The 14128-nt window shown below is 66.1% G+C and carries 11 protein-coding genes; 6 read left to right on the forward strand and 5 right to left on the reverse strand.

From position 1 onward, the window contains the following. The first annotated feature begins 12 nt into the window (after positions 1 to 12). From QX070_RS01000 to QX070_RS01025, 6 genes are all read left to right on the forward strand, one after another. Positions 13 to 966, forward strand: a complete 954-nt coding sequence (locus tag QX070_RS01000; RefSeq protein WP_315735662.1) for a ribose-phosphate pyrophosphokinase — start codon at positions 13 to 15, stop codon at positions 964 to 966. A gap of 1048 nt (positions 967 to 2014) precedes the next feature. Then, entirely contained in the window at positions 2015 to 3247 is a 1233-nt protein-coding gene (locus tag QX070_RS01005) for a benzoate/H(+) symporter BenE family transporter (protein ID WP_315733985.1), read from the forward strand. Between the two features lie 124 nt (positions 3248 to 3371). Continuing rightward, on the forward strand, positions 3372 to 4691 hold the full coding sequence (locus tag QX070_RS01010) for a sugar ABC transporter substrate-binding protein (RefSeq protein WP_315733987.1): 1320 nt from the start codon (positions 3372 to 3374) through the stop codon (positions 4689 to 4691). Continuing rightward, on the forward strand, positions 4688 to 5623 hold the full coding sequence (locus QX070_RS01015; protein WP_315733989.1) for a sugar ABC transporter permease: 936 nt from the start codon (positions 4688 to 4690) through the stop codon (positions 5621 to 5623). Before QX070_RS01010 ends, QX070_RS01015 begins: the two co-directional genes overlap by 4 nt. Further along, positions 5620 to 6444, forward strand: a complete 825-nt coding sequence (locus QX070_RS01020) for a carbohydrate ABC transporter permease (RefSeq protein WP_315733991.1) — start codon at positions 5620 to 5622, stop codon at positions 6442 to 6444. Before QX070_RS01015 ends, QX070_RS01020 begins: the two co-directional genes overlap by 4 nt. Positions 6445 to 6717: 273 nt before the next feature. After that, entirely contained in the window at positions 6718 to 7812 is a 1095-nt protein-coding gene (locus tag QX070_RS01025) for an HWE histidine kinase domain-containing protein (protein ID WP_315733993.1), read from the forward strand. 6 nt (positions 7813 to 7818) lie between these two features. On the opposite strand, the gene QX070_RS01030 is transcribed toward QX070_RS01025, so the two are convergent. The 5 genes from QX070_RS01030 to QX070_RS01050 form a co-directional block, all read right to left on the reverse strand. After that, a complete protein-coding gene (locus QX070_RS01030) occupies positions 7819 to 8634 on the reverse strand; it encodes an XdhC/CoxI family protein (protein WP_315733995.1) in 816 nt (271 codons plus the stop codon). A 216-nt stretch (positions 8635 to 8850) separates the two neighbouring features. Further along, the gene (locus QX070_RS01035; RefSeq protein ID WP_315733998.1) at positions 8851 to 10056 is read right to left on the reverse strand and encodes a VWA domain-containing protein; all 1206 of its coding nucleotides are present in this window, start codon (positions 10054 to 10056) and stop codon (positions 8851 to 8853) included. Then, positions 10053 to 10922: a MoxR family ATPase gene (locus QX070_RS01040; protein ID WP_315734000.1), complete on the reverse strand. Its 870-nt coding sequence runs from the start codon at positions 10920 to 10922 to the stop codon at positions 10053 to 10055. Before QX070_RS01040 ends, QX070_RS01035 begins: the two co-directional genes overlap by 4 nt. A gap of 169 nt (positions 10923 to 11091) precedes the next feature. Continuing rightward, the gene (locus tag QX070_RS01045) at positions 11092 to 13515 is read right to left on the reverse strand and encodes an aerobic carbon-monoxide dehydrogenase large subunit (RefSeq protein ID WP_315734002.1); all 2424 of its coding nucleotides are present in this window, start codon (positions 13513 to 13515) and stop codon (positions 11092 to 11094) included. Further along, positions 13512 to 14012, reverse strand: coding sequence for a (2Fe-2S)-binding protein (locus QX070_RS01050; protein WP_315734004.1), 501 nt, complete (start codon positions 14010 to 14012; stop codon positions 13512 to 13514). The genes QX070_RS01045 and QX070_RS01050 overlap by 4 nt, the downstream gene beginning before the upstream one ends. Positions 14013 to 14128: the final 116 nt, after the last annotated feature.

Below are 14128 nucleotides of genomic sequence, written 5' to 3' on the forward strand. Positions count from 1 at the left end.
GGAGAATTCACGATGTCGGCCAAGAACGGCTCCATCAAACTCGTCGCCGGCAACTCCAATCCGGCCCTCGCCGCCGGCATCGCCGCTGAACTTGGGCTGCCGCTGACGAAAGCGGTGGTCCGGCGCTTCGCCGACATGGAGATCTTCGTCGAGATCCAGGAGAACGTCCGCGGCTCCGACGTCTTCATCATTCAATCGACGTCCTATCCGGCGAACGACCTGCTGATGGAGCTCCTGATCATCACCGATGCGCTGCGCCGCGCCTCCGCGCGCCGCATCACCGCCGTGGTGCCCTATTTCGGCTATGCGCGGCAGGATCGCAAATCGAACTCGCGCACGCCGATCTCGGCCAAGCTCGTCGCCAATCTGATCACCCATGCGGGCGTCGACCGCGTCATGACGCTCGATCTGCACGCCGGCCAGATCCAGGGTTTCTTCGACATCCCCACCGATAACCTTTTTGCCTCGCCGCTGATGGTGCGCGACATCAAGGATCGCTTCGATCTCTCCAGCCTCATGGTCGTCTCGCCGGACGTCGGCGGCGTGGCGCGCGCCCGCGGCTTGGCCAAGCGCATCAACACGCCGCTCGCCATCGTCGACAAGCGCCGCGAGCGTCCCGGCGAGTCCGAGGTCATGAACGTGATCGGCGACGTCTCCGGGCACACCTGCATCCTGATCGACGACATCGTCGATTCCGGCGGCACCCTGGTGAACGCGGCCGACGCGCTGCTCAAATACGGCGCCAAGGACGTCTACGCCTACATCACGCATGGCGTGCTCTCCGGCGGTGCCGCGACCCGCATCACCTCGTCGCGCCTGAAGGAGCTCGTCATCACCGACTCCATCATGCCGACCGAAGCGGTCCGCAACGCGCCCAACATCCGCACGCTGGCGATCGCGCCGCTGATCGCCGAGGCGATCGGCCGCACGGCGGCGGAAGAATCGGTGTCGAGCCTGTTCGACTGACCTCGGTTGTCTGCGAACGTCGCCTCATCCTTCTCGCGCTAGAACTCGATTTGGCCACCCTCCTCTGGAGGGGGAGGGTCGATCGCACGCGAAGCGGGCGAGCGGGGTGGGGTGATCTCTCCGCAGGCTCTGGTGCAAGTGGAGAGATCACCCCACCCCGCCTCACGTCTCGCTTCGCTCGTCGTGAGGCGACCCTCCCCCTCCAGGGGAGGGTGGACAGCTTGCCCCGTACGCCGTCATTGCGAGGAGCGCAGCGACGAAGCAATCCAGGGTGCCTCAACGGAGAGATCCTGGATTGCTTCGCTGCGCTCGCAACGACGCCCGCGGTGTCTTTCATGGCAACATTGTCTGCCGACATCTGGAGATACAGCTCCGCGATCTCGCGACGCATTTTGCGTCCGAGCTTTGCTCATCGTGCCGCCCTCACGAGATGAAGGGCGCAGGGAAGGCCGGGCGCTGGCCGCGCCCGTGGCCCGCCTGCTGAAAAAAAAGCAGGCGGCAGGTACCACAGGTCTGGCCGAACACACCCGGCCCTCCCTGCGCGATGGCTTTAACGGCTGCTTCGCGTTCTCCCCGGTGCACCGGCTTTTGGCCACCGTGCGCCCCATGCGCTTTAAGCGCATGACGCGGGATACCAGCATCGGGGTATCAGGACCGCGCGACTTGACCGTGCGTGCCGAGTTGTTCGTCGGCGCGAAAACGCGCTGCAACCCGACCCGCCCATCGCATTCCGCTGCCGACGTCCATGACGACCGCGATACGTCCCCTCCGACGCAACGGAACGAGCGGGACCATAATGCTGATTTGGCGAACTCGACAAGCGATTTATTTTTATCCGAAGGGCTGGACAGGATTCAGGGAGACGAGCTGATTTTGGTCGACGGGCAGCATTGGAGCCAACCAGCAGCCGACGGCGAGGATGCATTCGGCGGATTAGCGCAGCGTCATCCGCCAATCAGCCCCCCGCCTTGCACGCCCCGTCCGCTTCGGCCAACATCCCCCACGACACCAACGACAACAACAAGAACCCCGCCCGAGCCGCCTTCCCATGTTCAGCGCCATCGAACGTCCCGCAGGCCCGCCGCCGGCAGCGGGGCAGATCACCAGCGATTTGGGCCCACTCTATGTGTCACACGGCTTCATCGGCTGGCTGTTCGCGATCACCGGACCGGTCGCCATCATCCTGTCGGTCGGCGCCAATGGCGGGCTGTCGCAAGGCGAGATCGCGTCGTGGATCTTCGGCGTGTTCTTCATCAACGGGGCAATCACGCTGCTGCTGTCGTGGCTCTATCGCGAGCCGCTGGTGCTGTTCTGGACCATTCCGGGCACCGTGCTGGTCGGCCAGTCGCTGACGCATCTGACCTTCCCGCAGGTGGTCGGCGCGTTCTACGGCACGGCGCTGCTGATGCTGATCCTCGGGCTTAGCGGCTGGGTCAAGCGCGCGATGCAATTGGTGCCGATGCCGATCGTGATGGGCATGGTCGCCGGCGTGTTCCTGCGCTTCGGGCTGGATCTCGTCCGCGCCGTGTTCGCCGACTTTGCCATCGCCGGGCCGATGGTCGTGCTCTGGCTGCTGTTGACCGCGCTCCCTGCGCTGGGCCGGCGCTGCCCGCCGATCATCGGCGCGCTCGTCATTGGCACGCTCGCAGCCATCCTGTTCGGCAAATACGACCAGAGCGCGTCGCTGCAGATCGCGCTGATCCGGCCCGTGATCCAGACGCCGTCCTGGTCGCTGGCGGCCATGATCGAGCTGATCGTGCCGCTCGCGGTCACCGTGCTGGTGGTGCAGAACGGCCAAGGCTTTGCGGTGCTGACCGCCGCCGGCCACACGCCCCCGGTCAATGTGGTGACCGTGGCCTGCGGCATCGGCTCGGCGCTCGCGGCTGTCGTGGGCGGCGTGTCGACCTGCCTGACCGGACCGACCAACGCCATCGTCGTCTCCGGCGGCGAGCGCAAACGTCACTATTCCGCGGCGATGGTCGTGGGCGTGCTTGCGCTCGGCTTCGGCCTGCTGGCGCCGACCTTCACCACGCTGCTGCTGATCGCGCCGAAATCATTGATCACCGCGCTGGCGGGCCTCGCCATGCTGCGCGTGCTGCAAACGGCGTTCGTGACCGCGTTCAGAACGAACTTCTCCCTCGGCGCCCTGATCGCCTTCCTGGTCACCGTCGCCGACGTGCCACTGCTCAACATCGGCGCCGCGTTCTGGGGGCTCGTCGCTGGCTTTGCACTGTCGTGGCTGCTGGAGCGGGCGGATTTCACAGCCGCATCGGGCGCATAACGGATTGCCGCATCGCACCACGCGCTGTCGTCGCATTCCCAGCCGAACGGGCACCATGCTGTTGCAGCGCCGCTGGATCGCGCTACACTTCACGACCAAACAAGAAGTCTTCTGGGAGGATATGATGACCGCGATCACGCGCCGCAACATGCTTGCGGGCACGGCAGCAGCAGGCGCGCTGGCGCTCACCGGCCAGCCGGCCTGGTCTGAGCCGCAGTGGAAGAAATATGCCGGTACCAAGCTCGAGGTGATCCTCGCCAAGGGGCCGCGCGGCGACAATCTGCAGAAGAACATCAAGGAATTCACCGCGCTGACCGGCATCGAGGTGGAATCCGAGCAGATCCCGGAGCAGCAGCAGCGACAGAAGGTCGTGATCGAACTGTCGTCGGGCAAGCCGAGCTTCGACGTCGTCCATCTCAGCTATCACGTGCAGAAGCGGCAGTTCGAGAAGGCCGGCTGGCTCGCCGACATCACCGACTTCATGAAGGATCCGAACCTCACGGCGCCGGACCTCGTGCAGAGCGATTTCTCCGCCGCCGGGCTGACTTACGCCAGCAACGACAAGGGCCGGATGTTCTCGCTGCCATGGTCGGTGGACTACTTCATCCTCTACTACAACAAGGAGCTGTTCGCGAAGAAGGGCGTCGAAGTGCCGAAGACGCTCGACGAGATGGTCACGGCGGCGCAGAAGCTGACCGATGCCAAGGACGGCACGTTCGGCTTCGTCGGCCGCGGCCTGCGCAACGCCAACATGACCCTGTGGACGAACTTCTTTCTCAACTACGGCGGCGAGTTCCTCGACGCCAAGGGCAACATCCTGACCGACGGCCCCGAAGCGATCGAGGCCACCAAGCTGTATCAGAAGCTGCTGACCACCTGCGCGCCGCCCGGCGTGGCCGGCTTCAACTGGATGGAGTCGATGGCCTCGTTCACGCAAGGCCGCTCGGCGATGTGGATCGACGGCGTCGGCTGGGCGCCGCCGCTGGAGGACGCCAATGCCTCGCGCGTGGTCGGCAAGGTCGGCTACACCGTGGTGCCCGCCGGACCGAAGGGACAGTACTCGGCGACCTATGGCGACGGCATCGGCATTGCGGCTGCGAGCAAGAACAAGGAAGCCGCCTGGCTGCTGTGCCAGTGGCTTGTGTCGAAGCCGCAAGGCGCCCGCCTGGTGCAAGCCGGCGGCGGCGTACCGTTCCGCAACTCGGTGCTCAACGATCCCGGAGTCCAGGGCGGCGTGAAGATGCCGAAGGAGTGGCTGCAGTCGGCGATCGACTCCGGCAAGATCTCTAAGCTCGGCCTGCCCGTGATCATCCCGGTCGCCGAATTCCGCGACCTCGTCGGCGCTGCGTTGACCGCCACCCTGTCGGGCGCCGATCCCGCGACCGAGCTGAAGAAGGCGCACGAGCAGTTCCGCCCGATCCTGGAGCGCAGCGAGAAAGCGTGAGCACGATCGTCGAACAGGCCGGCGCGGCAGCGGACGCCGCTGCGCCGGAACGTGCGTTGCGGCCGCCGTCGTACTGGCCGTTCGTGGTGCCGGCGCTGGTCACCGTGCTCGCGGTGATCATCTTTCCCTGGCTGTTCACGATCTGGATGAGCTTCCAGGAGTGGAAGGTCGGCTCACCCACGACCTTCGTCGGGCTGTCGAACTACCTGCGGCTGCCGGCCGACCCGCGCTTCGTCGAGTCGGTCGGGCACACGCTGTCCTACACGGCTCTATCGGTGCTGCTGCCGCTGGTGCTCGGCACCTTCGCGGCGGTGATCTTCCATGCGCGCTTCCCGGGCCGGGGGCTGCTGCGCGCGCTGTTCATCATGCCGATGATGGCGACGCCGGTGGCGATCGCGCTGGTGTGGACGATGATGTTCCACCCGCAGCTCGGCATCCTGAACTATCTTTTGTCGCTGGTGGGCCTGCCGCCACAGCTCTGGGTGTTTCATCCGGGCACGGTGATCCCCTCGCTGGTGCTGGTCGAGACCTGGCAGTGGACGCCGCTGGTCATGCTGATCGTGCTCGGCGGCATCGCCTCGCTGCCGACCGAGCCCTATGAGAGCGCGCAGATCGACGGTGCCTCGACCTGGCAGATGTTCCGCTACATCACCTTGCCGCTGATCATGCCGTTCCTGTTCATCGCCGCGATGATCCGCGCCATCGACGCCATCAAGAGCTTCGACATCATCTTCGCGATCACCCAGGGCGGGCCGGGCTCGGCGTCGGAGACCATCAACCTCTATCTCTACAGCGTCGCCTTCGTCTATTACGACCTCGGCTATGCCTCGGCGATCGCGGTGGTGTTCTTCGCGCTGATCATCGCGCTGACTGCGCTCTTGCTGGTGCTGCGCCGGCGCGCACAGTGGAATGCGCTGGGGAGCGACGCATGAGCGCGCAGACCATCCTCGGCCGGCTCGGCCTCGCGCTCGGCGTCTTCCTCATCGTCTCCCCGGCGATCCTGTTCTTCCTCTGGATGATCTCGCTGTCGGTGAAGTTCGAGGTCGACAACGCCGCGTATCCGCCGGTGTTCTGGCCGGAGCATTTCGCCTGGAAGAACTATGCCGACGTGCTGTCGTCCAACCGCTTCTTCACCTATTTCAAGAACAGCCTGCTGGTGACCGGCGGCGCGACTTTTCTCGCCATGCTGGTCGGCGTGCCCGCCGGCTACGGCATCGCACGGATGGCCGCGCATAAATCGGCGATCGTGATCCTGATCGCGCGCATCACGCCCGGCCTGTCATACCTCATCCCGCTGTTCCTCTTGTTTCAGTGGCTCGGCCTGCTCGGCACGCTGTGGCCGCAGATCATCATCCATCTCGTCGTCACCGTGCCGATCGTGATCTGGATCATGATCGGCTATTTCGAGACCACGCCGATCGAGCTCGAGGAAGCCGCGCGCATCGACGGCGCAACGCGCTGGCAGGTTTTCCGCCACGTGGCATTGCCGGTGGCGAAGCCCGGCCTCGCGGTCGCCTTCATCCTCGCGGTGATCTTCTCCTGGAATAATTTCGTGTTCGGCATCGTGCTGGCCGGACGCGAGACCCGCACCTTGCCGGTCGCGGTCTACAACATGATCTCGTTCGATCAGCTCTCGTGGGGGCCGCTCGCGGCGGCGGCGCTGATCGTGACCCTGCCGGTGCTGCTGCTGACCGTGTTCGCACAGCGGCAGATCGTGGCCGGCCTGACGGCGGGTGCGGTCAAGGGGGGCTGACGGGTATAATGCATACCAAAGAGAACCTGCGGCGGAATGCCGAACTTGCCTTGGTCAGGCCATAGTCTACCACTTGGTTACCTGCGTGGAACCGGGATTCGCCCCGCCCTGAAGCGCGGCGATGGCCGCGTTGATGGCTTCATCTCGTCTCTGCGCCGGCTTCGTTCCAGCCGAATACCACTGCGCCGCACGATCGACCGGCTCCGGATTTGCGCTCCGTCCGGTCCGTCTTGCAACCTGTCACCGGCTGAACGCCCGACCGACGAAAGCTGCATGACGTCCGATCGCGACGCCTCCGCGCCAGACCGATTGACTTCCCTGTTGCAGACCGAGCTGCTCGACTCGCCGCCGGAGCCGGGCTTCGACCGCGTCACGCGCCTGACCACGCGGCTGTTGCAGGCCCCAGCGGCGATCATCGCGCTGGTCGATCGCGACCGGCAGTTCTTCAAGAGCTCGGTCGGCCTGTGCGAGCCATGGGCGTCGCTGCGCGAGACGCCGCTCAGCCACTCCTTCTGCCAGCACGTCGTGACCTCGGCGCAGCCGCTGGTGATCAGCGACGCCAACGAGCATCCGCTGGTGAAGGACAATCTCGCGGTGCCGGTTCTCGGCGTGATCGCCTATCTCGGCGTTCCCCTGCGGCTGCCGAGCGGCGAGGTGATCGGCGCGCTCTGCGCCATCGATCACGAGCCGCGGCCGTGGAGCGACGACGACATCGCCCAGCTCACCGAGCTCAGCGAGATCGTGATGGACGAAATCGCACTGCGCACCGAGAATGCGCGGCGGCGCACGGTCGAGCAGCACCATCGCGTGCTGGTCCACGAGCTCAATCACCGCGTCAAGAACACGCTGGCGCTGGTCGACAGCGTCATCGCGCTGAGCATCCGCGCCGATTCGGCGCTGGCCGAGTTCGGCGAGGTGCTGCGCGGCCGTATCGCGGCGCTGACGCGCAGCCACGCGCTGGCGCTGGATCGCGGCCGCGAAGCGATCGCGCTCAATGAGCTGGTGTGCGCCGAGCTGGCGCCGTTGCAGTCCGACCGGATCGCCGTCGACGGCCCCGCCCTGCAGCTCGCGCCGGGCATCGCGCTGTATCTGTCGATGGGCCTGCACGAGCTCGTCACCAACGCGGTGAAATACGGCGCGCTGTCGAACGATGCGGGGCGGGTGACGCTGGGCTGGACCCATGCCGACGGACGGCTCAAGCTGTTCTGGCAGGAGAACGGCGGGCCGGATGTCTCCCCGCCCGCACGCAACGGCTTCGGTTCGCTGCTGTTCGAGCGCATTCTCGGCGCCGCGCTGAAGGGCGAGGTCACGCGCGACTTCGCGCCGGACGGGCTCAGGGTCTCGTTCGACCTGCCGCTCGCGCCGTGACGGAATTCAGCCGCGCTGGCCGCGCCGCCGCACCTGAGTGATCTCGGCCAGAATCGACATCGCGATCTCCTCCGGCGTGATGGCGCCGAGATCGAGGCCCGCCGGGGCCTTGACCTTGTCGAGCAGCGCGGCGTCGATGCCGTCCTTGATCAGCTTGTCGCGCAGGCTGTCCATCTTGCGGCGGCTGCCGACGAAGGCGTGGTAGGCCGCATCGCAGGCGAGTGCGGTGCGCAAGGCCGCCTCGTCGCCCTTGCCTTGCGTCGACACCACGACGAAGCGGCTGCTCCCGGCCGGTTGATCCAGCGCGAAGCCATCGATCAGCACATCGGCCTCTGGTGTCGTGACGAGATCGGACGCCGGCGCCGCCAGCGTCACGTGATAGCCGAGCGGCCGCGCCTGCGCGGCGAGCGACAGCGCCACCGGGCTCGCGCCTAAGATCACCAGCGCGGGATACGGCAGCACCGGCTCGACGAAGATGTCCATCGTGCCCTTGCTCGGACACATGTTGGCGGCGAAGCGCACGCCCTCTTTCATCTCGCCCGGCTTGACGCCGAGCTCAGCGAGCAGGTCGTCCGGCTGCACCGAGACCATGCGCGGGACACCGTCGGCGAGCGCCTCGCGCGCGGCTTTCAGCACCGCGCCACGGGCGCAGCCGCCGCCGATCCAGCCCGCAACGATGGCGCCATCCGGTCGGATGATCGCCTTGGCACCGGCCTTTGCCGCGGTCACCGACACCGTGCGCACGACGGTGGCGAGCACGAAGCTTTCGTCGGCAGCTTTCAATTGGGCGGCGAGATCGAGCAGTTCGGAGGAGGTGGTCATGGGTGCCTCCTCTGGCGCACGTTCGAGGCAGTCTGCAGCAGCACTGAAGGTCTGTTCCCTCCCCCCTCGTGGGGGAGGGTTAGGGAGGGGGGCGTCTTGCACCGAACTCGGGGTGCCCCCCTCCCCAGCCCTCCCCCACAAGGGGGGAGGGAGCCGACCGCCGATGCCGAGGCAGTCTGCGTCAACAACACTTCAGAGCGGCTCACCCTCGTCATCTCACAACCTCGCCAAATAAGGCTCGAGCGCCGCGAGCGAGCCCAGCGTATGCGCGGGCGCGTAGAGATCGACATGCGGCAGCGCCGCCTTGATGCCGCGGGCTTCCGGCGCGTAGCCGTGCCAGCCGAGCATCGGATTGAGCCAGACGATACGGCGGCAACGGCGTCGCAGTTGCGCCATCTCGCGGCCGAGCAAGGCTGGATCACCGGTGTCGTAGCCGTCGGAGACGATCATCACGCAGGTGCGCGAATGGATGACGCGCGGCGCGTGCCAGCGGTTGAAGGTCGCTAGGCTTTCGCCGATCCTGGTGCCGCCGCCGGCGCCCTGCGCCATCATCGACAGCCGATCCAGCGCCCGCGCGGCATCCCTCTCCTTCATCGCATCTGAGACGTGAGCCAGCCGGGTGTGAAACAGGAACGCTTCGGCCTCGCGGAAGGCGTCGAGCACGCCGTGGATGAAGCGAACAAACACCGACGTATAGGGGCTCATCGAGCCGGAGGCGTCGAGCAGCACCACCAGCCGGAGCGGCTTGGGCTTGCGGCGGCGATGCACCAGCGCGATCGGCACGCCGCCATGGCTGATGTTGCGGTGGATGGTGCGGCGCAGGTCGAGCCGCTCGCCCTTGCGCCGGAGCTGATCGCGGCGGGTCAGGCGCGTCTGCATGGCCTGGGCGAGCCGCGCCGCCGCCTCATGCGCCAGCGCGACCTGGTCGGGATCTGCGAGCTTGCGGAAGTCGGTATCGCTGATGGACTCCACGCGCGAGGCACCTTCGCGGACGCCCTCGCCGGCCGCCTCGCGTGGGGTTTCGTCAGAGGGAATCTGATCGGTCGGGCCGTGATGCCCCTGCCGAGCAGCATTCGCATCCTGCAGACTCTTCAGGGACGGGCTGTTCGCCGATTGCGGCGACCCTGCCGTCAGAACGCGCGAGCGCACGCGCTTGCCGAGCCAGAACGCGTCGAACAGGCCGTCGAAGCGATCCCACTCGCTCTTGCGCGCCGAAAACAGGTGCTTGAAGGCGGAGCGCAACAGGCCGGGCCTGTCGGTATAGCCTGCGGTCATCACGGCTGCCGCATCCTGCCCCTCCGACAGGCCGACCGCAAAGCCGTTGTCGCGCAGCGTCTTGAGAAATGCGCTGAGGCGTCCCGCGACCAGCCGCGCCACCGCATCCATGTCCTCATGATCAGGCGTGGCGCCACAGCAGCTCATGCGACCTTCCCCAACAATCGCGCGGCGACCTCGCGGGTGATGCGGCAGCGGTCCTCATGCGTCTTGAGCAGACACATCAAGGTGTCATGCACCACCTCCGGCTGGTCCTCGAGGTCGCGCACATCGAGCCCGACCAGCGCGGCTGCCCAGTCCAGCGTCTCGGCCACACCCGGCACCTTGCGCAGCTCTTCTTTTCGCAGGCCCTCGACCAGGCGCGCGATCTGCAGCGCAAGCGACGCCGACGCGCCATCGATCCGCGCCAGGATGATGCGGGCCTCGCGATCGACATCGGGATAGTCCACATAGTGATAGAGGCAGCGCCGGCGCAGCGCGTCCGACAGCTCGCGGGTGCCGTTCGAGGTCAGCACCACGTGCGGGATGCTGATGGCTTTGATGGTGCCGAGCTCGGGAATCGATATCTGGAAGTCCGACAGGAGCTCCAGCAGGAACGCCTCGAATTCGTCGTCGGCGCGGTCGATCTCGTCGATCAGCAGCACCGGCGGCGTGGCGCGGCGGATCGCCGCAAGCAGTGGCCGCTCCAGCAGATACTTCTCGGAGAAGATCTGGTCCTCGATGGTATCCGGCTGGCCGCGATGCGCCTCGATCGCAAGCAGCTGGCGCTGGTAGTTCCACTCGTACAGCGCGGAGCTCTGGTCAAGACCCTCATAGCATTGCAGCCGGATCAGCTCGGTGCCGTGCACGCAGGCGAGCGCCTTGGCGACCTCGGTCTTGCCGACCCCGGCCTCGCCTTCCAGCAGCAGCGGCCGCTTGAGCAGATGCATCAGCGCGATCGCAGTCGCAAGCTCGCCATCGGCGATGTAGCCGCAGGCGGAGAGCGATTGCGCGATGTCGTCGCGGGTTTTCATGTCAAGTTCGACTGCTGCGTCATCGGAGGTGAACTCCCCTCCCCCTTGTGGGGAGGGGTTGGGGGTGGGGGTCTCCACGCACACTGCCCGTGGGGTACCCCCCTCCCTAGCCCTCCCCCACAAGGGGGGAGGGAACGCGCGCGCGCGGCGAACGCCAACGCCTTCAATATTACGACCCCAATACGCCCAGGTTCTTCGCTGCCTGCCAGTTGCGCCAATAGTCATGCGGCATCTGGATGTGCGTCGAGCCTAAGAACGAGAACGCGTCATTGACCGCGTTGGAGAACGCCGGCACGCCGCCGACATTGGGGCTTTCGCCGACGCCCTTGGCGCCGATCGGGTGATGCGGCGAGGGCGTCACCGTGAAGTCGGTCTCCCAATGCGGCGTCTCGACCGCGGTCGGCATGAAGAAGTCCATGAACGAGCCGGTCACGACATTGCCCTCGGAATCGTAGCGGATCTCCTGGCCCATCGCGATCGCGAAGGCTTCGGTGAGGCCGCCATGAATCTGGCCCTCGATGATCATCGGATTGATGCGGGTGCCGCAATCATCGAGCGCATAGAAGCGCCGGACCTTGTACACGCCGGTGTCGACGTCGATGTCCATCACGCAGAGATAGGCGCCGAACGGATAGGTCATGTTGGGCGGATCGTAGTAGCTCACCGCCTCCAGCCCCGGCTCCATGCCCGGCGGCACGGAGTTGTAGGCCGCCCAGCAAATGTCCTTCATCGACATCACCTTCTCCGGCAGGCCCTTGACGCGGAAGCCGTCGATGTCCCATTCGAGATCGTCCTCGTGCACCTCGAGCTTGTAGGCCGCGATCATCTGCGCCTTGGCCTTGATCTTGCGTGCGGCCATGGCGATGGCTGCCCCTGCGACGGGCGTCGAGCGCGAGCCGTAGGTGCCGAGACCATAGGGCGCCGTGTCGGTGTTGCCCTCCTCGACCATGATGTTGTCGGCGGGAATGCCGATCTCGCTGGCGATGATCTGGGCCCAGGTGGTCTCGTGCCCCTGGCCCTGGCTCTTGGTGCCCATCCGCGCGATGCCGGCGCCGGTCGGATGCAGCCGGATCTCGCAGGAATCGAACATCGCGATCCCCAGGATGTCGCAGTTCTTCGACGGTCCGGCACCGACGATCTCGGTGAAGAAGGACACGCCGATGCCCATGATCTCGCGGGTCTCGCCGCGCTGGAAGGCAGCGCGCTTGTCCGCCTGCTCCTTGCGCAAGGCCGCGTAGTCCACGGCCTCCATCATCTTGCGCATGGCGGTGTGGTAGTCGCCGGAGTCATATTCCCAACCGAGCGCCGAGTGATAAGGAAACTGCTCCGGCCTGACGAAGTTCTTCAGGCGCAGCTCGGCCGGATCCATGCCGAGTTTCTGCGCCAGAATGTCCATCGCGCGCTCGATGCAATAGGCCGCCTCGGTGACGCGGAACGAGCAGCGATAGGCGACGCCGCCCGGCGCCTTGTTGGTGTAGACGCCGTCGACGACGCAATGCGCGACCGGGAAGTCATAGGAGCCGGTGACGATGTTGAAGAAGCCGGCCGGCCATTTCGACGGGTCGGCGCAGGCATCGAAGCCGCCATGGTCGGCCAGCACGTGGACGCGCAGGCCGGTGACCTTGCCATCCTTGGTCGCCGCGATCTCGGTGGTCATGTGGTAGTCGCGCGCGAACGCGGTCGCGGTCAGGTTCTCGATGCGGTCCTCGACCCATTTGACCGGCTTGCCGGTGACGATGGAGGCCACCGCGGCGCAGATGTAGCCAGGATAGGCGCCGACCTTGTTGCCGAAGCCGCCGCCGATATCCGGCGCGATGACGTGGATCTTCTGTTCCGGCAGTTTCGCGATCAGCGACACCACGGTTCGGATGACATGCGGCGCCTGGAAGGTACCCCAGATCGTCAGCTCGCCCTTGATCTTGTCGAACGAGCAGACGCACTGGCAGGTCTCCAGCGGCGATGGATGGGTGCGGTGATAGGAGATCATCTCCTTGATCGTGACGTCGGCCTTCTTGAACGCGGCGTCGGTGAGCTCCTTGTCGCCGACGCTCCACTCGAAGATGTGGTTGTGGTGCTTGCGCGGGCCGTGCGCGCCCGAGGTCTTGCCGACGAGGTCCTCGCGCAGCACCGGCGCATCTGAATCCATCGCCTTGAACGGATCGACCAGCACCGGCAGCGGCTCGTACTCGACCACGACCTTGTTGACGCCGTCATCGGCGGCGTAGCGGTCGGTGGCCACGACAAAGGCGACCTCCTGGTTCTGGAACAGAACCTTGCCGTCGGCGAGCACCATCTGCACGTCGCCAGCGAGGGTCGGCATCCAGGCGAGGTTGACGGTCTTCAAGGTCTCGGCAGTGATGACCGCGAGCACGCCGGGCACCTTCAGCGCCTCCTCGGTGTGGATCGCCTTCACCCGCGCATGGGCATGCGGCGAGCGCACGAAGTCGCCGTGCAGCATGCGCGGCAGCTTGACGTCGTCGACGTAGTTGCCCTTGCCCTGGGTAAAGCGGATGTCCTCGACGCGCTTGCGCCGGCAGCCCATGCCTTCGAGCGCGGCTTCGCGTTGTTCCCGCGTGGGAGTCATGTCGTTCATTCCGCGGCCTCCTGGAATTCAACGCCGTTGATCTTGGCGGCGGCGTATTGGATCGCCTTGACGATGTTCTGATAGCCGGTGCAGCGGCAGATGTTGCCGGAGATGCCGGCGCGGATCTCCGCCTCCGTCGGCGACGGATTCTCCTGCAGCAGCCGGTGCGCGCGCAAAATCATGCCGGGCGTGCAAAAGCCGCATTGCAGGCCGTGCATCATGCGGAAGCCTTCCTGCAGCGGCGACAGCGTGCCGTCCGCGTTGGCCATGCCCTCGATCGTGGTGATCTCGCAGCCATTGGCCTGCACCGCGAGCATGGTGCAGCTCTTCACGCTCATGCCGTCGATGTCGATGGTGCAGGCGCCGCAATGGCTGGTCTCGCAGCCGATATGGGTGCCGGTGAGCTGCGCCTGCTCGCGCAGGAAATGAACCAGCAGCGTGCGCGGCTCGGCGAGGCCTTCGACCTCGCTGCCGTTCACCTTCATCGTGATATGGGTTTTGGGCATTCGTTGCTCCCTGAAAGATCGCGAGGCTGGGCCCGATTCGGGCCGCGTTGTGGGTGCGCTCCCCTCCCCCTTGCGGGGAGGGGTCGGGGGTGGGGGTCCACATCGGCAGTGTCGCT

The organism is Bradyrhizobium sp. SZCCHNR1093, from assembly GCF_032381175.1.
GTDB lineage: Bacteria > Pseudomonadota > Alphaproteobacteria > Rhizobiales > Xanthobacteraceae > Bradyrhizobium.

Excerpts from the sequence above, each read along its gene's own strand:
- QX070_RS01035 (WP_315733998.1), bottom strand. The coding sequence starts at position 10,056 with ATGAGCTGCTGTGGCGCCACGCCTGATCATGAGGACATGGATGCGGTG.
- QX070_RS01040 (WP_315734000.1), bottom strand. The coding sequence starts at position 10,922 with ATGAAAACCCGCGACGACATCGCGCAATCGCTCTCCGCCTGCGGCTAC.
- QX070_RS01005 (WP_315733985.1), top strand. The coding sequence starts at position 2,015 with ATGTTCAGCGCCATCGAACGTCCCGCAGGCCCGCCGCCGGCAGCGGGG.
- QX070_RS01010 (WP_315733987.1), top strand. The coding sequence starts at position 3,372 with ATGACCGCGATCACGCGCCGCAACATGCTTGCGGGCACGGCAGCAGCA.
- QX070_RS01020 (WP_315733991.1), top strand. The coding sequence starts at position 5,620 with ATGAGCGCGCAGACCATCCTCGGCCGGCTCGGCCTCGCGCTCGGCGTC.
- QX070_RS01000 (WP_315735662.1), top strand. The coding sequence starts at position 13 with ATGTCGGCCAAGAACGGCTCCATCAAACTCGTCGCCGGCAACTCCAAT.
- QX070_RS01030 (WP_315733995.1), bottom strand. The coding sequence starts at position 8,634 with ATGACCACCTCCTCCGAACTGCTCGATCTCGCCGCCCAATTGAAAGCT.
- QX070_RS01045 (WP_315734002.1), bottom strand. The coding sequence starts at position 13,515 with ATGAACGACATGACTCCCACGCGGGAACAACGCGAAGCCGCGCTCGAA.
- QX070_RS01025 (WP_315733993.1), top strand. The coding sequence starts at position 6,718 with ATGACGTCCGATCGCGACGCCTCCGCGCCAGACCGATTGACTTCCCTG.
- QX070_RS01050 (WP_315734004.1), bottom strand. The coding sequence starts at position 14,012 with ATGCCCAAAACCCATATCACGATGAAGGTGAACGGCAGCGAGGTCGAA.